The sequence below is a fragment of the Streptomyces sp. NPDC058773 genome (assembly GCF_042746015.1).
Lineage (GTDB): Bacteria > Actinomycetota > Actinomycetes > Streptomycetales > Streptomycetaceae > Streptomyces.
On sequence record NZ_JBHYPE010000001.1, the window covers coordinates 411,180 to 428,440 of the forward strand.

Annotated in this window: 12 protein-coding genes and 2 pseudogenes; 9 read left to right on the forward strand and 5 right to left on the reverse strand. The window is 71.4% G+C overall.

Going from position 1 to position 17,261, the window contains the following annotated elements; genetic code table 11:
• The first annotated feature begins 164 nt into the window (after window positions 1-164).
• Window positions 165-1,040, forward strand: a complete 876-nt coding sequence (locus ACFW5B_RS01825; RefSeq protein WP_386431592.1) for a serine hydrolase — start codon at window positions 165-167, stop codon at window positions 1,038-1,040.
• Between the two features lie 16 nt (window positions 1,041-1,056).
• On the opposite strand, the gene ACFW5B_RS01830 is transcribed toward ACFW5B_RS01825, so the two are convergent.
• The 3 genes from ACFW5B_RS01830 to ACFW5B_RS01840 all read right to left on the reverse strand — a co-directional run bounded on the left by ACFW5B_RS01830 (window position 1,057) and on the right by ACFW5B_RS01840 (window position 5,848).
• Complete coding sequence (locus ACFW5B_RS01830) at window positions 1,057-2,145, reverse strand: hypothetical protein (protein ID WP_386431595.1); 1,089 nt, start codon at window positions 2,143-2,145, stop codon at window positions 1,057-1,059.
• Between the two features lie 200 nt (window positions 2,146-2,345).
• The gene (locus ACFW5B_RS01835) at window positions 2,346-4,772 is read right to left on the reverse strand and encodes an MFS transporter (RefSeq protein ID WP_386431711.1); all 2,427 of its coding nucleotides are present in this window, start codon (window positions 4,770-4,772) and stop codon (window positions 2,346-2,348) included.
• Window positions 4,773-5,404: 632 nt separating this feature from the next.
• Window positions 5,405-5,848: an SRPBCC family protein gene (locus tag ACFW5B_RS01840; RefSeq protein ID WP_386431598.1), complete on the reverse strand. Its 444-nt coding sequence runs from the start codon at window positions 5,846-5,848 to the stop codon at window positions 5,405-5,407.
• A gap of 156 nt (window positions 5,849-6,004) precedes the next feature.
• On the opposite strand from ACFW5B_RS01840, the gene ACFW5B_RS01845 reads away from it, so the two are divergent.
• The 3 genes and pseudogenes from ACFW5B_RS01845 to ACFW5B_RS01855 form a co-directional block, all read left to right on the forward strand.
• A complete protein-coding gene (locus ACFW5B_RS01845; RefSeq protein WP_386431601.1) occupies window positions 6,005-6,127 on the forward strand; it encodes a hypothetical protein in 123 nt (40 codons plus the stop codon).
• A 720-nt stretch (window positions 6,128-6,847) separates the two neighbouring features.
• Window positions 6,848-7,360 (forward strand): annotated as a pseudogene (locus ACFW5B_RS01850) (GNAT family N-acetyltransferase); the annotation flags it as partial.
• 108 nt (window positions 7,361-7,468) lie between these two features.
• Window positions 7,469-7,942, forward strand: a pseudogene (locus ACFW5B_RS01855) (GNAT family N-acetyltransferase); the annotation flags it as partial.
• A gap of 32 nt (window positions 7,943-7,974) precedes the next feature.
• Here the strand turns inward: ACFW5B_RS01855 and ACFW5B_RS01860 are convergent.
• Window positions 7,975-8,439, reverse strand: coding sequence for a VOC family protein (locus ACFW5B_RS01860; RefSeq protein WP_386431604.1), 465 nt, complete (start codon window positions 8,437-8,439; stop codon window positions 7,975-7,977).
• Window positions 8,440-8,567: 128 nt separating this feature from the next.
• The gene (locus tag ACFW5B_RS01865) at window positions 8,568-9,251 is read right to left on the reverse strand and encodes a HEAT repeat domain-containing protein (RefSeq protein WP_386431607.1); all 684 of its coding nucleotides are present in this window, start codon (window positions 9,249-9,251) and stop codon (window positions 8,568-8,570) included.
• Window positions 9,252-9,638: 387 nt separating this feature from the next.
• On the opposite strand from ACFW5B_RS01865, the gene ACFW5B_RS01870 reads away from it, so the two are divergent.
• The 5 genes from ACFW5B_RS01870 to ACFW5B_RS01890 all read left to right on the forward strand — a co-directional run bounded on the left by ACFW5B_RS01870 (window position 9,639) and on the right by ACFW5B_RS01890 (window position 17,257).
• Window positions 9,639-11,459, forward strand: coding sequence for a 3-hydroxyacyl-CoA dehydrogenase family protein (locus tag ACFW5B_RS01870; RefSeq protein ID WP_386431610.1), 1,821 nt, complete (start codon window positions 9,639-9,641; stop codon window positions 11,457-11,459).
• A 136-nt stretch (window positions 11,460-11,595) separates the two neighbouring features.
• Window positions 11,596-12,396, forward strand: coding sequence for a TetR family transcriptional regulator (locus tag ACFW5B_RS01875; RefSeq protein WP_386431613.1), 801 nt, complete (start codon window positions 11,596-11,598; stop codon window positions 12,394-12,396).
• Between the two features lie 503 nt (window positions 12,397-12,899).
• Entirely contained in the window at window positions 12,900-14,237 is a 1,338-nt protein-coding gene (ccrA, locus tag ACFW5B_RS01880) for a crotonyl-CoA carboxylase/reductase (RefSeq protein WP_386431615.1), read from the forward strand.
• 39 nt (window positions 14,238-14,276) lie between these two features.
• Window positions 14,277-16,289 (forward strand): protein meaA, encoded by a 2,013-nt coding sequence (locus tag ACFW5B_RS01885; RefSeq protein ID WP_386431617.1) that lies wholly within the window; start codon window positions 14,277-14,279, stop codon window positions 16,287-16,289.
• The gene (locus tag ACFW5B_RS01890; RefSeq protein ID WP_386431620.1) at window positions 16,286-17,257 is read left to right on the forward strand and encodes an HpcH/HpaI aldolase/citrate lyase family protein; all 972 of its coding nucleotides are present in this window, start codon (window positions 16,286-16,288) and stop codon (window positions 17,255-17,257) included. Before ACFW5B_RS01885 ends, ACFW5B_RS01890 begins: the two co-directional genes overlap by 4 nt.
• Window positions 17,258-17,261: the final 4 nt, after the last annotated feature.

Here is a 17,261-nt window from a genome sequence, read left to right on the forward strand (position 1 = left end):
ATCCCCGGGGTGTCCGCACCCCCGCCCCGTATCGTCGCCGTGACCCATGAAGCGGGACACCGCTCGGCCGCACGGCCGCGGTGACCCGGCACGGAGCCGGTCGCACGAGGCCGGCCGCCCGGCGGCGGAGCCTCCGATACACAGCGGGACAGGACACCACCTCCATGCACGGATCACGCATATCGAGCTGCGCGCGCCGCGGGCTGGCCGCGGTCGTGGCTGCCGGATCGCTGCTCACGGTGCTCACCACGGCGACCCCGGCCGCGGCCGGCTCCGCCAGCGCGCCGGTCGGCCACGCCAAGGTCGTGTGCACCTCACAGCGGCCGGGCCTGGCACCCGCCCTTTCCCAGGACATCGCCGACGCCCTCCACGGGCGGGAGGGCGCCTCGGCGCTGGCGGTCTACGACCGGCGCACCCGGACCCACTGCGAGTTCCAGGCCGGCGCCCACTTCGACTCGGCGAGTGTGGTGAAGGTCACGGTGCTCGGCGCCCTGCTGCGGAAGGCCGAGGAGGCGCACCGCAAGCTGACCCCGCACGAGGTACGGCTGACCACCGCCATGATCACCAAGTCGGACAACAACGCGACCACCGCGCTCTGGCGCCGGATCGGCCCGGCCGGCATCAAGCACTTCCTGTCCCTGGCCGGCATGCGGCACACCGTCCCCGGCACGCACGGCGCCTGGGGCCTCACCCAGATCACCGCCGCCGACCAGCTCACGCTGATGAAGCTGCTCACCACGGACAACCCGGTGCTCACCGCCGCCTCCCGCGGCTACGCCCTCGGCCTGATGCACCGGGTCGTCCCCGACCAGCGCTGGGGCGTCCCCGCCGGTGCCCCCGGCGGCGCCACCGTGCACGTCAAGAACGGCTGGCTGCCGCGCAAGACCGACGGCTGGCGGGTGAACAGCGTCGGCGCCTTCGACGGCCACGGGAACGACTACGGCATGGCCGTCCTCTCCACCAGGAACCACACCATGGACGACGGGGTGGCCGCCGTCGAGCGCGCCGCACGGGTCATCCACCGCGATCTGACGCACTGACCTCCGGCGGCCCGGCTCATCGCCCGTTCGGGAAGATCTCCCGCCCCGGCAGCACCAGGTGGCCGCAGCCCCGCCGCCGGGCCTGATCCTTGGCGAACGCGACCAGGAGCGGCCGCAGTTCGCGCCCCGGGAGGCGCCGCTCCGACGAGTCCATGGAGCCGCTCACCTCGAAGTGGGCGGCCTCGCCGTCACAGCGGGCGGCGGCGGTGCCGAAGTCCTCGCTCATCGTCTGCCCACCGTCCGGGAAGTCATCCGGCAGCCGGACGTTGCCCATGACCAGTCTCTTGAAGGGCTCCTTCGTCCAGTCTCCGTACCAGCCGCTGAACTCGGCGTACGACGGCCCGCCCGTGCGGTCCACCAGCGTGCAGCGGGTGATCGGGGCATGTGCGTCGGAGCGCGCGACCACCCGCCAGGGCCGGCCCGCCGGATTCTCGGGGAGCCGGGCCCGGGCGAGCCAGCCGCAACCGGCACCGCCCCGCTCCAGTGGCACGGCCTTCGGACGCAGCTCCGTCCGCTGCGGCAGCGGCAGCCGCGGCGCGCCGCAACCGGACTGCGCCGCCGCGCCGTTGGCGACCGCGACAGCGATCCGCAGCGTGGCGGGGGTGCCGTGCTCCTCGTTCCACTTGCCGGCCACCCGGGTCACCAGCCGCCGTTTGCGGCCGAAGGAGTCCCGCCGCAGATCCGGGCACTCCTGCACGATGTAGTGCCCCAGGTCGCCGCGGAATCCGGGGATTCCCGCGGGGAAGTCGAAGCGCGGCACGGTGGGGATGGTGAACTCAGCCCTGAGCAGCCGGACCACATCGTCGGGATCGGAGTCGACGTTCACCAGCAGCGAGAAGTGGTCGTCCGGCGTGTCCACCCCGCACCTCATCAGGCCGTGGGCGAGATCGGTCTCCTCCTTGCCGGACTTCAGCTGCTCGGTGGGGAGCACCTCCGCCAGATCGTCCGCCGGGAGCAGCCCCCCACAGATCCGCGTCGCGTACCAATACGGCTGCCACAGCGGCTTCGCCGCGTACCCACCGCCCACGAGCACGACCAGCACCAGCACGATGACGGCCACCGCCCGCCGTCCCGTCACCCGCGTGCGCCCACCGGCTGCCGCCATGGCTCGACTCCCCCGTCCCATCCCCCGTCGTTCCGCGGCGGGTTCCCCTTGAGGGCCCGCCGGTGAGAACCCTACGCACCTTGTGTACAGGGCGAGTTGGCGGGCGGAGCGGGGTTGTCGGGGCTGGGCCTCCCGCGTCCCTTACGGGGCGCCCCGCCTCCCTTACGGGTCAGCCCTGACAGCTCTGGCGCACACCCCGTTCAGTCCTCGTGCCCCAGCTGGAGGTCGCGTTCGGTGCGGCCGCCGCCCGCGACCTGGAGGACGGTGGCCACCGGCGGGTAGCCGGCGGCGATGACGGTGTACTCACCGGCCGACAGGTCGACGAAGCGGAACAGACCATCGGGCCCGGTGGTCGCGGTGTCGACGACATTGCCGGCGGCGTCCAGCAGGGTGACCCTGGCGTCCTCGACGGGCCGGCCGCCGCCCGCCCGTACGGTCCCGCGCAGCACCGCGCCACCGGCCAGCTCGATGTCCTGGCGGGTCTCCCGGGAGGCCTGGACGGTCACCGGCAGCGCGGCGGGGCGGAACGCCGGGGCACTGGAGGCCAGGGTGTATTCGCCCGCCACCAACTCCCCGATGACATAGCCGCCTTCGCGGCCGCTGCGGGTGGTGGCGACGACCTCTCCGCGTACATCGGTGAGGGTGACCATGGCGTCGCGTACCGGGGTGCCGTCCGCGGTGGTGACGGTGCCCGCGAGCCGGCCCGCGCCGCCGAGCACGACATCCAGCTCGACCGGCCGTTCGCCGACGGTGACCGTGACCGCCTGCGGCTGGTGCCCGCCCGCAGCCGCGATCAGCACATACGAGCCGGTGCCCGGGGTACTCAGCGCGTACCGCCCGTCCTCCCCGGTGGCGCCGCGGCCGATCTGCCGCCCCGCGACATCGATGAGGGTGAGCGCGGCACGCGGCACGGTGCTGCCGTCGTGGTGCTGGACGGTGCCGCACACCGGGACACCGGCGGTGACGGGGGCGGGGCCGGCGGGGGCGTAGCTGTGCGCACGCGCGTAAGGGACGCCGGAGTCATGGGAGTTGACGGTGGTCCGGTCCGTGGTGGAACGCGCCGGCGGGACGGCGGCGGGGTCGGCCGGGTCGCCGTACGACAGCGGGGACGGGGAGGCCTGTGGGGCATGAGACGCGTGGGACACCAATGGTTTCTCTTTCCGGAAGAAGGCGAGCACCAGGCCCAGGACGAGCACCGGCACGAGGTAGCAGAAGATCCCGGGCACGGCGTCGGCGTACGCGGCGAGTTGGCTGTCGCGCAGCCCGGCGGGCAGCACACGCAGCAGATGCGGGGTGAGCGGCTCCGGGCCGGGCAGTAGCGAGGATGCCGACGGCCCGTCCGCGAGCCGACGGGCCACCCGGTCGGCGAGGAGGATGCCGAAGAGGGCGGCGCCGACGCTGCTGCCGAGCCGCCGGAGGCAGCGGGGGGCGCCGGTCGCAGTGCCGAGGTCGGGGCCGGGGCCGGGGCCGACGGCGCGTACGGAGTTCCGTACGGCGAGCACCAGCACCGGCAGGACGCAGCCGATACCGGCTCCGAGACCGAGGAGGCCCGTCCAGAGGCTGCCGGCCTCCCCCGCGGTGGCCTGCTGCGACCGCGTCAGCAGCCACATCCCCGTCGCGGCCATGGCGCACCCCAGGACGGGGAGGACCTTGCGGTGGCCGGTGCGGTGACCGGCGCGGTGGATGAGCCGCCCGGAGACGAGCGAGGCGATGAGGATGCCGCCCGTCAGGGGCAGCATCAGCAGTCCGGACTCGGTGGCGGTGGCGGTGGGGGGCGCGCCGTCGAGTCCCTGGAGGAAGGCCGGCAGGTATTCGGCGGCGCCGAAGAGCGCGAGGGCGACGGCGAGGGCGACGGCGATGCCGGTCAGGCCGGTGACGTGGCAGAGCGCGTCGCGGAACCGCCGTAGCGGGAGCAGGGGTTCGGCGGCGAAGTACTCGACCGCGAGGAACAGCAGAGCGGTGCCGAGCGCTCCGGCGCCGAGACCGAGCACGACCCGCGAGTTCCAGGCGTACGTACTGCCGCCCCAACTGGCCAGCAGGATCAGGGAGATGGCGAACACGGCGAGCAGCAGCGCTCCGGCGAGGTCCAGCTTGCTGCGCCGCGCGGGCCGGGGCAGCTTCAGCGCCCAGGGAATGAGCAGGAACGTCAGCGCGCCGAATGGGACGTTGAGGTAGAAGCACCACCGCCAGGACGCGTGATCGGCACAGAAGCCGCCGATCAGCGGCCCGGCCGCGGCGGCGAGGCCGAGGGCGGCACCGGTCAGGCCCGTGTAACGGACGCGGGCCCGGCGCGGCACGAGATCGGCGACGATCGCCTGGACGCCGAGGATCAGCCCACCGCCGCCGACCCCCTGGACGGCCCGGAAGGCGATCAGTTCGTCCATGCTCCGGGACCAGCCGGCCAGCGCCGAGCCGACGGTGAAGACGAGGACGGCGAAGAGGAAGACCGGCTTACGGCCGAAGCGGTCGCCGAGCCTGCCGTGGAGGGGCAGCCCGAGGGCCGAGGCGAGCAGGTAGGACGTCACCACCCAGGACATCGCGCCCGGTCCCGGCAGCGCACCGAAGATCTTCGGCAGCGCGGTGACGACGACGGCCTGGTCGAGGGCGGCGAGCAGCGGCGTGAGCATCAGGCCGGCGACGACCAGACGGGTGCGGCGGGCGCTGAGCGGGGCTGGTGCCGCTGCCGGTGCCACGGGGGCGGGCTCCCCGGCCTCGCCGCCCACGGCCGGGACCGGCTCCGGAGTCGGGCTCACGGCCGTGCGGGGATGGGGAGCCGGACTCGCGGCCGGGCCGGGAGCCGAACTCGCAGCCGAACTCGGTGCCGATTTCGCGGCCGGGCGCGAAGTCCGGCTCGGGCCCGGAGCCGTGTCCGGTGCCGGTACCCTTCCCGTTCCCGCTCCCGTTCCCGCTGCCGTCGCCGTTCCCGTCGCCTTCGCCGGCACCGTCGTCGCACCGGACACGGGCGGATCGGTGCGCCCGGCCCACTCGCTCAGGGTGGTCCCGCCCACGTCCTGCTCCCCTCGTCACGCCTGTTGCCGCCCAAGTTCTCGCATTGGGCGACAACACCGATCAAGCGCGGCAAAGGGGTGCGGGCGGGGCGGGACCGGACGTCAAGTACCTTGCCGGGAACGCCTATTGGGCTCCCATCAGGGCTTTCCGTACGGAACCGCTCCGGCGGGCCGCACACGTCGACTCATGGGAAACCACCCGAACCGGTGAGTGTGACGGCATGCACGCCAGGTGACGGGGTGAGCGTCGCTCACTTCTCCACGTGGGCGGCGAGGTTGGCCAGCAGGGCGTCGTAGATCCGGCCGAGCCCCTTGGGCGCGAAGGTCCGCTCGAAGAAGCCGCCGATACCGCCGGCGCCCTGCCAGGTGGTGGTGACGACGACCTTGGCGCGTCCCTCACCGGCCGGGGTGACGACCCAGGTGGTCACCATGGAGGAGTTGCGGTCCTTCTCCACGAGCTGGCCGTCGGTCGGCTCGTCGACCTCCAGCAGACAGTCCCGCACCCGCTTGCTCGTGGCCTGGAGCTTCCAGTGGACGAGGGTGCCCTTGCCGTCGCCGCCCTCGCGGACCTCGTACTCACTGAAGTGCTCGGGCAGCAGCTGCCGGCGCGTGCCGCTGTAGTCGGCGAGCGCGTCGAACACGTCCTCCGGGTCCGCCGCGATCTCGCGCTGCGTGATGGCCTCGACCTGCCCCATTGCGTCTTCCTCCAGTTGTCGACCTGCCGGTCCTGCGGTGCGCCACCAAGCCAACCACCCCTCGTCGGCGCGCCCAAATTCAGGGGCTCCGACCCGGAGGGGAACATCTGTTCCATTATCGCGCACGGGGCTCGGCAGGATCCAGAAGGAGGCCCGATGCGCTGGAGCAATCTCGGCGACAGCCCGTCCGCACCGTTCGGCACGGAGGTCGTCAGCCGGACGATCGACACTGCCCATAGCTCCACCCGCGCCGGCCGCCCCCTGCACGTGGTCGCGTAGGCCCACCGAGCAGAAAGCCCCCGCTCACGCCCCGGGAAAGGGACATGGGCGGGGGCGCTTTCGGGGCCATTCAGCAGGAACGGGCGCCGCAACCGGGGTCCTGGCAGATGATCCAAGTAACCATTCGTTCGTCTGTCTGGGTGTACGTGTTGCTCGACCCGCAGATCGGGCATTGCGGTCCGCACTAGGCGTCAGGTCGGCGCTGATCTCATCGACGGACGTCACGGTCCGGGTGTCGGGCCGGGGTGCCAGGCAAGGCATTGGTGCCTCCTGCTGGTCGGTTGTGGGTGATGGTGTAGCCGCACGAAGCGCACTTTTCGATGTGTGTTCCGTCGGCCTTGATGTGGGTCGTGTGGTGCTCGGGCGAGCATCCGTGTTCCGCCATCGTGGGGAGCATCTGGCCTCCTTGGCGAGCAAGTGGTCTGTACCGACCACTCTCCTCTCGGGCACCTCTGCAGGAGCATCAAAAGGCGCTTCTCACCCGGAAGAACGGCCGCGGACGACGACACCTCCCACCACCCCACGGAACCCACCCAGTTGACCCTGATCTGACCCCGACCCCGGCCCCCGCCCCGACCCCACCGGGACGGGACGCCCGGCACCGGTCGTACGCCAAAACCCTTTGACGAGGCCCCACACCTCTCCGGCAACCTCTCCGGCATGGACGGGACCTCTGAGCACACCACAGGGCAGCCACCACGCCCCGTACACATACGGGAGATGACCGAAGCCGACATCGACGCGGTCTCCGCTGTGCGGGTCCACGGCTGGCAGGCGGCCTACCGCGGCCTGATGCCACAGGCGTATCTGGACGCGATGAGCGTGGCGGCGGACGCCGAGCAGCGGAGGTCGTGGTTCGGGCGCCGCTCCCCGGAGGTGTCGGACCTGGTGGCCGAGCGGGACGGCGAGGTCGTCGGCTGGGTGTGCGTCGGCCCGTCCCGCGACCCCGACATCGCCCCGGGAGCCGGTGAGTTGGCCGCTTCCCGGCCGTCGGCGGGCGAACTGCTCGCCCTCTACGTGAGCCCCGCCCTGATCGCCACGGGCATCGGACGCGCCCTGCTCTCCGCCGGCACGGCCCGCGCCCGCGCGCACGGCTTCCACACCCTGTACCTCTGGGTCGTCCGCGGCAACACCCGCGCCCAGCGCTTCTATGAGCGGGCCGGTTTCGTACCGGACGGCGCCGAGGAGGCGTCCGACGTGGGCGGCACCGAGGTCCCCGAGCTGCGCTACCGCTGCGCTCTGGCCCCGGAACCCCGGGACATAGCCCCCCTCAGCGACACCCCGGGGCCTTCCATGGATGATCGCGCCGCGAGTGACCTCGTGACAGAGCGGCTGGTACTTCACCGGCTGAGCGTCGGCGAGGCGGCGGGGCTGGTGGCCGGAATTCCAGTGGGAAGCGCCTTCTGGGCCCCCGAGTACCCGATGGAGGGGGACCAGTCCGCGGCGAGGCGTTTTCTGCGTTCCTGCGCGGAGGGGAGTGGCGCCCGGCATCCGGGCGCCTATGAGATCCGGTGTCGTCACGACGGGTGCGCGATCGGCGGGGTGGATTTCCATGGCCCGGCCGATGCGGACGGCAGCGTCACGATCGGCTACGGCCTGGTGCCGTCGGCCCGTGGCCACGGATACGCCTCCGAGGCCCTGCGGGCACTCCTGGCATACGCCCGAGCGAGCGGCATCGCCTGTGTGAAGGGCGACGCCGACCACGACAACGTCGCGTCCCAGCGCGTGATGACCGCAGCCGGTATGCACCCGGTCGCTGAAGACGATCGGGTCCGGTACTACGAGGCCGTATGGTCCGAAGCAGCCGCGAACTGACAGCGCGTCGCCAGCCTCTCCGGACAGCACACCTAGTGCACACAGAATTCGTTGCCCTCCGGGTCCGTCATGACCACCCACTCGCCGGCCGGTTCCTTGACATGGCGCTCTACCAGGGCGCCGAGGGTGCGGAGGCGCTCGACCTCCGAGTCCAGCCCGCCCGCGGGGCCGTGCAGGTCCATGTGCAGGCGGTTCTTGGCCGTCTTCTTCTCGGTCTCCGGTACGCGGTTGAAGAGCAGCCGGCGCCCCAGGCCCGTGCCGCTCTCCGGGTCGTACGGGTCGTCGGGGTGGCGTACCGCAGCGGCGTCCCGCCAGGACCGCCGGCCGTGGTGGTCGAGGAGGATCTCGGGCGGGATGGCGCCGAGGTCGAGGAGCTTGCCGATGAGGGCGCTGTGGTCCTCCAGCTCGTAGCGGAGCGCGGCCGCCCAGAAGTCGGCCTGGGCGTGCGGGTCATGGGTGTCGACGACGAGCTTCCAGTGCAGCGGCGTGGAGGTCATGGTCCCCACTTATAGCCCCCGCCACTGACATCCGGCGGCCGACGCGGCTCGGTGCCTGTGCCGGCGCCCATATCGCGCGGGACCGGCCCGCCCGGCGGCGCAGCGCGAGGGCTCGGGCGCACGTCCGGCTAGCCGGACACCCCCTGGCCACCCTCCGCGGCCCCCTCCCCCGCAGCACCTTCCGCCGCGCCCCCGTCGCCCGCCGTCACGTCCTCATGCACGCCCAGCCGTGCCAGCGACGCCGCGGCGGCCGCCGCCAGCCGGGGGTGGGCGACGGCGGAGGTGAGGGCGGGGACCGCGCGGCGGTCGCCCAGGGCGCCCAGGCCCTCGACGCAGGCGAGGGCCACCCGCCAGTAGGGGTTGTGCGGGGTCAGCAGCCGCTCCAGGGTCCCGATCAGCGCCGGCACGGATTGCGGTGCGCGGAGTTCGGCGAGCAGCCGGACCGGATACAGGGCGTAGGCGGTGCGCAGCGGGTTGGTGGCGAGCGCGGCCGCGGCGCGGGCGGTGCGGGGGTCGCCGAGCCGGCCCAGTGCGTGGGCGGCGGTGGCGCAGCGCACCGGGTCGCGGTAGTTCAGTAACAGGACGAGCGTCTCGAAGGCCCGTTTGTCTCCGGCGCAGCCGAGGACGAAGGCGGCGATCTCCCGGGCCCACAGCGGACGTTCAACAGCGACCAGCATCCGGGCCAGTTCCTCGCGCGCGGCCGGGGTGTTCTTGCGGGCCAGCCCGAGCAACCGCTCGTAGGCGACCAGATCCTCCGGGGAGCGGAGTTCGGCCCGCACCCGGTCGGTCAACTCGTGGAATCCCTCTTCCATTTGTCGCTCCCCTCCCGCGGGTCCGCCCCGGTTCCCGCGACGTGGCCCGCGCCACAGCCTAGTGACCCCTGCTACCCCTGGCGCTCCGGTTACTCACCGGTTAACCTGCTGGAACGAGCAGCACCACTGCTCGGGCGGCCTGGTGACGCAGCCGCCACAGAGTGAAGTCGGTTCAGCACAGCACGACACAGTACGGAGCACACGGCAAGGCCCCGGGACAGGGCTTCCGCCGCGTCTCCCGCACCGCCGGCGCTGCCATGGCGCCGCGGCTCCTCGCGGCTCTCCGCCGTTTTTCCGCCGCGGTGATCACAGGTCTCGCGTCCGCGCGGACAACCCTCAGTCGTCACTTCTCCCCTTCCCTAGGGGAACACCCTCAGGAGTCTCGCGATGGGCCCTCAGTCCACCCCTGATCTCTCAACTCAAGCCTCTTCGCTGTCCCTTTCCACCGTGGCCGTGATCGGTCTGGGCACCATGGGCACCGGTATCGCCGAGGTGCTGACCCGGGCCGGCCGTGAGGTCATCGGGATCGACACCGACGAAGCCGCGGCCCGGCACGCCGTCTCCGCCCTCGAATCCGCCACCGCCCGCGCCGTGCAGCGCGAGCGGCTCACGGAGCGGGAGCGCCAGGACGCCCTGGCCCGGTTCCGTACCTTCACCGACCTGCAGGCCGCCGCGGACGCCGATCTCGTCATCGAGGTGGTGCCCGAGGACTACGAGCTCAAGCGGCAGGTCTTCGCCGCGCTGGACGCGGTGGTCCGGCCGGACACCATCCTGGCCACCGGCACCAACGCGCTGTCCGTGACCCGGCTGGCCGCCGATTCGCAGCGCCCCGAGCGGGTGCTCGGCCTGCACTTCTTCAACCCCGCGCCGGCCATGAAGCTGGTCGAGGTGGTCTCCTCGGTGCTCACCGCGCCGACCGCGGTCGCCGCCGTCACCGAACTCGCCCGTGACCTGGGCAAGGACCCGATCGCCGTGGGTGACCGCCCCGGCTTCGTCGCGGACGGTCTGCTGTTCGGCTATCTGAACCAGGCCGCGGCGATGTACGAGGCCAAGTACGCCACCCGCGAGGACATCGACGCCGCGATGCGGCTCGGCTGCGGGCTGCCCATGGGCCCGCTGGCGCTGCTCGACCTGATCGGCGTGGACACCGCCCGTACGGTCCTGGAGGCGATGTATGCCGAGTCCCAGGACCGGCTGCACGCACCCGCGCCGATCCTCGGCCAGCTGGCCGAGGCGGGCCTGACCGGCCGCAAGGCGGGCCGCGGTTTCTACACCTATGACGCGCCGGGCAGCGCCACGGTCGTGCCGGACGCGGAGAGCCCGACGGCCGCCGATGAGCCGGCCGGCGGGCGGACGGTCACCGGTGTCGGCGTCGCCGGTTCCGGGACGATGGCAAGCGGTATCGCCGAGGTCTTCGCCAAGGCCGGCTACAAGGTCGTGCTGGCGGCCCGCAGCCTGGAGAAGGCCGAGAAGGCGAAGGCCCGGATCGCCAAGTCGCTGGGCCGCTCGGTGGACAAGGGCCGGATGAGCGCGGAGACCCGGGACACCGCGCTGGCCGCGATCACCCCGGCCGGTTCGCTGGACGCGTTCGCCGACGTGGACCTCGCGGTCGAGGCGGTGGCCGAGGACCTGGCGGTCAAGCAGGAGCTGTTCAAGACGCTGGACAAGGTCTGCAAGCCGGGTGCCGTCCTGGCCACCACGACCTCGTCGCTGCCGGTCGTGGCCTGCGCCCGCGCCACCTCGCGCCCGCAGGACGTCATCGGGATGCACTTCTTCAACCCGGCGCCCGCCATGAAGCTGGTCGAGGTGGTCCGTACGGTCCTGACGGCCGACGACGTCCACGCCACCGTGCGGGCGGTCTGCACCAAGGTCCGCAAGCACCCCGTGGACTGCGGCGACCGCGCCGGATTCATCGTGAACGCGCTGCTGTTCCCGTACCTGAACAACGCGATCAAGATGGTCGAGGAGCACTACGCGACCCTGGACGACATCGACGCCGCCATGAAGCTCGGCGGCGGCTACCCGATGGGCCCGTTCGAACTCCTCGACGTGGTCGGCCTGGACGTGTCGCTGGCCATCGAGAAGGTGCTGCACGCGGAGTTCCGCGACCCCGGGCTGGCCCCGGCGCCGCTGCTGGAGCACCTCGTCGCGGCGGGCTGCCTCGGCCGCAAGACCGGCCGCGGCTTCCGTGAGTACGCCCGGCGCTGACGCGTGGCGGCACCCCCGCCCGGCGGGGGGAGGGTGGGGTGGACTGCTGGAACCCGACGGCGGTCCACCCCCGCTCACCGGTGCGGAGGTGGCACCTCATGCCGCAGGTCGCGTAAATATGCAGTACCGTCCCCACATGTCCCAGCCCGCTCGTACGCAGCCCGCCGACCCCGACACCGCGACCCCCGGTACCCGCCGGGCGGCGGCTCAACGGCTCAAAATGCGCCGTGAATTGTCGGCCGCGGCGATGGAGCTGTTCGCGACCAAGGGCTATGAGGCGACGACGGTCGACGAGATCGCGGCCGCCGCGGGCGTCGCCCGGCGCACCTTCTTCCGTCACTTCCGCTCCAAGGAAGAGGCGATCTTCCCCGACCACGACGACACCCTCGTCCGCGCGGAGGCCGTCCTGGACGCCGCCCCGGCGCACGAGAACCCCCTCGACACGGTCTGCCGCGGCATCAAGGAGGTCATGCGGATGTACGCGGCCTCCCCGGCCGTTTCGGTGGCCCGCTACCGCCTGACCCGCGAGGTGCCCACGCTGCGCGAGGCCGAGATCGCCTCGGTGGCCCGTTACGAGCGGCTGTTCACCCGCTACCTCCTGGGCCACTTCGACGAGGGCGCGCACCGCGAGGGCGACGACGATCCGCTGCTCGCCGAGGTCGCGGCGTCCGCCGTGGTCACCGCGCACAACCACGTCCTGCGGCGCTGGCTGCGGGCCGACGCCCAGGGCGACGTCGAGGCCCAGCTCGACCACGCCTTCGCGATCGTCCGGGAGACCTTCGGCGCCGGCATCGGCGCGGGCCGCACCGGCAGCGGGGACACCCCGTCGGCGTCCGTCTCGCGCGAGGGCGAGGTCCTGGTGGCGGTGGCCCGTACGGACGCCCCGCTGGACGAGGTCATGCGCACCATCCGCAAGGCGATCAAAGACCGGAAGTAACTGACCCTCCACGGAGCGCGGCCCGTCGCCCTTGAACCGGCCGGGCCGCGACCCGGATGGCGTAACCCCTTCACTGCGCACTCTGCGTACATTTTCGCTTTCTTTGCGTCACCGTCAGGCTTCTCATCGGCCTTCTTTTGCTCATGCGTGCCGCCCAGATGACATCTGAGAGAAATTCTTGGCACTCAGTGTCTTGTCGACTGGCACGCGGTGTCATACGTTGAGGGTGTCCGGGCGGCCGGCGTGCTGCGAACCCACGCACGCCGGCTGTCCCACCAGCCCTATGTGGCTGTCCGCCCGGATGCCTGCGTCACAGGCACTTCCCAGCTGCCGCTGGGCACCGCGCTCACCCAGCGCTGCCAGGCACCGCGGCCGACGGCTCTGCGACCCCCGCAGAGGCGACGGCAACGGCGCCACCCCGGCCGAACCGACGGCACCACCTCCCGCACCACCCCGACGTTCCCTCAAGCCGTTTCCCCGACGCGCTTCGCCGGAGGCACCCCGTGAACGAAATCCTGGACGCAATCCTCGCGCCTGACACCACCAGCGCCGACTTCGCCGGCCTGACCATCCCCGAGTCCTACCGCGCGGTGACCGTGCACAAGGACGAGGCCGAGATGTTCGCCGGCCTCGAAAGCAAGGTGAAGGACCCCCGCAAGTCACTGCACGTCGACGAGGTGCCGGTGCCCGAGCTGGGCCCGGGCGAGGCGCTGGTGGCCGTCATGGCCTCCTCCGTGAACTACAACTCCGTCTGGACCTCGATCTTCGAGCCCGTGTCGACGTTCGGGTTCCTGGAGCGCTACGGCAGGCTCTCCCCGCTCACCAAGCGGCACGACCTGCCGTACCACGTGATCGGTTCCGACCTGGCGGGCGTGGTCCTGCGTACCGGCCCCGGTGTCAACGCCTGGGGTCCCGGCGACGAGGTCGTCGCACACTGCCTGTCCGTCGAGCTGGAGTCCTCCGACGGCCACAACGACACCATGCTCGACCCCGAGCAGCGCATCTGGGGCTTCGAGACCAACTTCGGCGGCCTGGCCGAGATCGCGCTGGTCAAGTCCAACCAGCTGATGCCCAAGCCCAAGCACCTGAGCTGGGAGGAGGCGGCGTCGCCCGGTCTGGTCAACTCGACCGCCTACCGCCAACTGGTCTCGCAGAACGGCGCGGCGATGAAGCAGGGCGACAACGTCCTGATCTGGGGCGCCAGCGGCGGCCTCGGCTCGTACGCCACCCAGTTCGCGCTGGCCGGCGGCGCCAACCCGATCTGTGTCGTCTCCAGCGACCAGAAGGCGGAGATCTGCCGGAAGATGGGCGCCGAGGCGATCATCGACCGCAACGCCGAGGGCTACAAGTTCTGGAAGGACGAGCAGACCCAGGACCCCAAGGAGTGGAAGCGCTTCGGCAAGCGCATCCGCGAGCTGACCGGCGGCGAGGACGTGGACATCGTCTTCGAGCACCCCGGCCGGGAGACCTTCGGCGCCTCGGTGTACGTCACGCGCAAGGGCGGCACCATCGTCACCTGCGCCTCCACCTCCGGCTACAACCACGAGTACGACAACCGCTACCTGTGGATGTCGCTGAAGCGGATCGTCGGCTCGCACTTCGCCAACTACCGCGAGGCGTGGGAGGCCAACCGCCTGATCGCCAAGGGGAAGATCCACCCGACCCTCTCGAAGACGTACACCCTCGAAGAGACCGGGCAGGCGGCGTACGACGTGCACCGCAACCTCCACCAGGGCAAGGTCGGCGTGCTGGCGCTGGCCCCCGAGGAGGGGATGGGCGTGCGCGACGAAGAAATGCGCGCCAAGCACCTCGACGCCATCAACCGGTTCCGGAACGTCTGAGGCCACTCGGACTCCGGACCACGAAGATACGGGCCTGATATGACTGAGCGTCAGAAGGATCGTCCGTGGCTGATGCGGACGTACGCCGGCCACTCCACCGCCGAGGCGTCCAACGAGCTGTACCGTCGCAACCTCGCCAAGGGCCAGACCGGCCTGTCGGTCGCGTTCGACCTCCCGACGCAGACCGGTTACGACCCCGACCACGTCCTCGCCCGCGGCGAGGTCGGCCGGGTCGGGGTGCCGGTGTCCCACCTCGGCGACATGCGACGGCTGTTCCAGGACATTCCGCTGGACCAGATGAACACCTCGATGACCATCAACGCGACGGCCATGTGGCTGCTGGCGCTGTACGAGGTGGTCGCCGAGGAGCAGGGCGCCGACATCTCCAAGCTGTCGGGGACGACGCAGAACGACATCGTCAAGGAGTACCTGTCCCGCGGGACGCACGTCTTCCCGCCGGGCCCCTCGCTGCGGCTCACCACCGACATGATCACGTACACGGTGGCGCACATCCCGAAGTGGAACCCGATCAACATCTGCAGCTACCACCTGCAGGAGGCGGGCGCCACGCCGGTCCAGGAGATCGCCTATGCGATGTCCACCGCGATCGCGGTGCTGGACGCGGTGCGGGACTCCGGGCAGGTGCCGCCGGAGAAGTTCGGCGACGTCGTGGCCCGTATCTCGTTCTTCGTGAACGCCGGAGTCCGCTTCATCGAGGAGATGTGCAAGATGCGCGCCTTCGGCCGCATCTGGGACAAGATCACCCGGGAGCGCTACGGCATCGAGAACGAGAAGCAGCGCCGGTTCCGCTACGGCGTCCAGGTCAACTCGCTCGGCCTGACCGAGGCGCAGCCGGAGAACAACGTCCAGCGGATCGTCCTGGAGATGCTGGCCGTCACGCTCTCCAAGGACGCCCGCGCCCGTGCGGTGCAACTCCCCGCCTGGAACGAGGCGTTGGGACTGCCCCGCCCCTGGGACCAGCAGTGGTCGCTGCGTATCCAGCAGGTGCTGGCGCACGAGAGCGATCTGCTGGAGTACGAGGACATCTTCGCCGGCTCGCACGTCATCGAGGCCAAGGTGGACGCCCTGGTCGCCGACTGCCTCGCGGAGATCGAGCGGATCCAGGAGATGGGCGGCGCGATGGCCGCCGTGGAGTCCGGCTACCTCAAGTCGCAGCTGGTCACCGCGCACGCCGAGCGGCGGGCCCGGATCGAGGCCGGCGAGGAGAAGATCGTCGGCGTCAACTGCTTCGAGGGCACCGAGCCCAACCCGCTCACCGCGGATCTCGACACGGCCATCATGACCGTCGACCCGGCCAACGAGGCACGCGTCGTCCAGGCGCTGCACGAGTGGCGGGACAACCGCGACGAGAGCCGCGCCCAGGACGCGCTGTCGGGCCTGAAGAAGACCGCGGCCGGGGACGGCAACCTCTTCGCGGCGACCCTGGAGTGCGCACGCGCCGGTGTGACGACCGGTGAGTGGGCCTGGGCGCTGCGGGACGTCTTCGGCGAGTTCCGTGCCCCCACGGGCGTCTCCAGCGCTCCGCTGGCGGTCGCCGCCGAGGAGGGCAGCCCGCTCGCCGAGGTCCGCGAGAAGGTCGCCAAGACCGCTGCCGAGCTCGGCAGCGGCAAGCTGCGGCTGCTGGTCGGCAAGCCCGGCCTGGACGGGCACAGCAACGGCGCCGAGCAGATCGCCGTACGGGCCAGGGACGCCGGCTTCGAGGTGATCTACCAGGGCATCCGGCTCACCCCGGAGCAGATCGTCTCGGCCGCGGTCGCCGAGGACGTGCACTGCGTCGGCCTGTCGATCCTGTCCGGCTCGCACGCCGAGCTGGTGCCGGACGTCCTGGCCCGGCTGCGCCGCACCGGCGTCGACGACATACCGGTCATCGTCGGCGGCATCATCCCCTCCGCAGATGCGACCGCGCTCCGGGAAGCCGGAGTGGCGGCCGTCTTCACCCCCAAGGATTTCGGTATTACGGAGATCATCGGCCGTATCGTCGACGAGATCCGGAAAGCGAACCAGCTCGACCCCCTGGAGGTCCCCGCATGACCCAGGCGAACCGCCCGCCCGGTGGCCGGCCGCGCCGCTCCTGCCTCGCGGTCCCCGGCAGCAACCCGCGCTTTCTGGAGAAGGCCCAGGGCCTCCCGGCGGACCAGGTGTTCCTGGACCTGGAGGACGCCTGCGCCCCGCTCGCCAAGGAGGGCGCCCGGCACCACATCGTCGAGGCGCTGAACGAGGGCGACTGGACCGGCAAGACACGGGTCGTGCGGGTCAACGACTGGACCACCCACTGGACGTACCGGGACGTCATCACGGTCGTCGAGGGCGCGGGGCAGAACCTCGACTGCATCATGCTGCCGAAGGTCCAGGACGCCCAGCAGATCGTGGCGCTGGACCTGCTGCTGACGCAGATCGAGAAGACCATGGGCTTCGAGGCCGGCCGGATCGGCATCGAGGCGCAGATCGAGAACGCCAAGGGCCTGGTCAACGTCGACGCGATCGCCGGTGCGTCGCCGCGCCTGGAGACCATCATCTTCGGCCCGGCCGACTTCATGGCGTCCATCAACATGAAGTCCCTGGTGGTCGGCGAGCAGCCGCCCGGCTATGGGGCGGACGCATATCACTACATTCTGATGCGCATTCTGATGGCGGCTCGTACCTACGATCTCCAGGCGATCGACGGTCCGTACCTTCAGATCAAGAACGTTGACGGCTACCGCGAGGTCGCCGGGCGCGCCGCCGCCCTCGGCTTCGACGGCAAGTGGGTACTCCACCCGGGCCAGGTCGAGGCCGCCAACGAGGTGTTCTCGCCCTCCCAGGAGGACTACGACCACGCCGAGCTGATCCTGGACGCCTACGAGTGGCACACCTCGGCGGCGGGCGGCGCCAAGGGTTCCGCGATGCTCGGCGACGAGATGATCGATGAGGCGAGCCGGAAGATGGCACTGGTCATCGCCGGCAAGGGCCGGGCCGCCGGCATGATCCGCACATCCAAGTTCGAGGCCCCGGAGGCTTAAGCGC

What these genes read in the sequence shown, in the direction of transcription:
- ACFW5B_RS01825 (WP_386431592.1), top strand. Translation starts at nt 165, where the DNA reads ATGCACGGATCACGCATATCGAGCTGCGCGCGCCGCGGGCTGGCCGCG.
- ACFW5B_RS01830 (WP_386431595.1), bottom strand. Translation starts at nt 2,145, where the DNA reads ATGGCGGCAGCCGGTGGGCGCACGCGGGTGACGGGACGGCGGGCGGTG.
- ACFW5B_RS01835 (WP_386431711.1), bottom strand. Translation starts at nt 4,772, where the DNA reads ATGCTCACGCCGCTGCTCGCCGCCCTCGACCAGGCCGTCGTCGTCACC.
- ACFW5B_RS01840 (WP_386431598.1), bottom strand. Translation starts at nt 5,848, where the DNA reads ATGGGGCAGGTCGAGGCCATCACGCAGCGCGAGATCGCGGCGGACCCG.
- ACFW5B_RS01845 (WP_386431601.1), top strand. Translation starts at nt 6,005, where the DNA reads ATGCGCTGGAGCAATCTCGGCGACAGCCCGTCCGCACCGTTCGGCACG.
- ACFW5B_RS01860 (WP_386431604.1), bottom strand. Translation starts at nt 8,439, where the DNA reads ATGACCTCCACGCCGCTGCACTGGAAGCTCGTCGTCGACACCCATGAC.
- ACFW5B_RS01865 (WP_386431607.1), bottom strand. Translation starts at nt 9,251, where the DNA reads ATGGAAGAGGGATTCCACGAGTTGACCGACCGGGTGCGGGCCGAACTC.
- ACFW5B_RS01870 (WP_386431610.1), top strand. Translation starts at nt 9,639, where the DNA reads ATGGGCCCTCAGTCCACCCCTGATCTCTCAACTCAAGCCTCTTCGCTG.
- ACFW5B_RS01875 (WP_386431613.1), top strand. Translation starts at nt 11,596, where the DNA reads ATGTCCCAGCCCGCTCGTACGCAGCCCGCCGACCCCGACACCGCGACC.
- ACFW5B_RS01885 (WP_386431617.1), top strand. Translation starts at nt 14,277, where the DNA reads ATGACTGAGCGTCAGAAGGATCGTCCGTGGCTGATGCGGACGTACGCC.
- ACFW5B_RS01890 (WP_386431620.1), top strand. Translation starts at nt 16,286, where the DNA reads ATGACCCAGGCGAACCGCCCGCCCGGTGGCCGGCCGCGCCGCTCCTGC.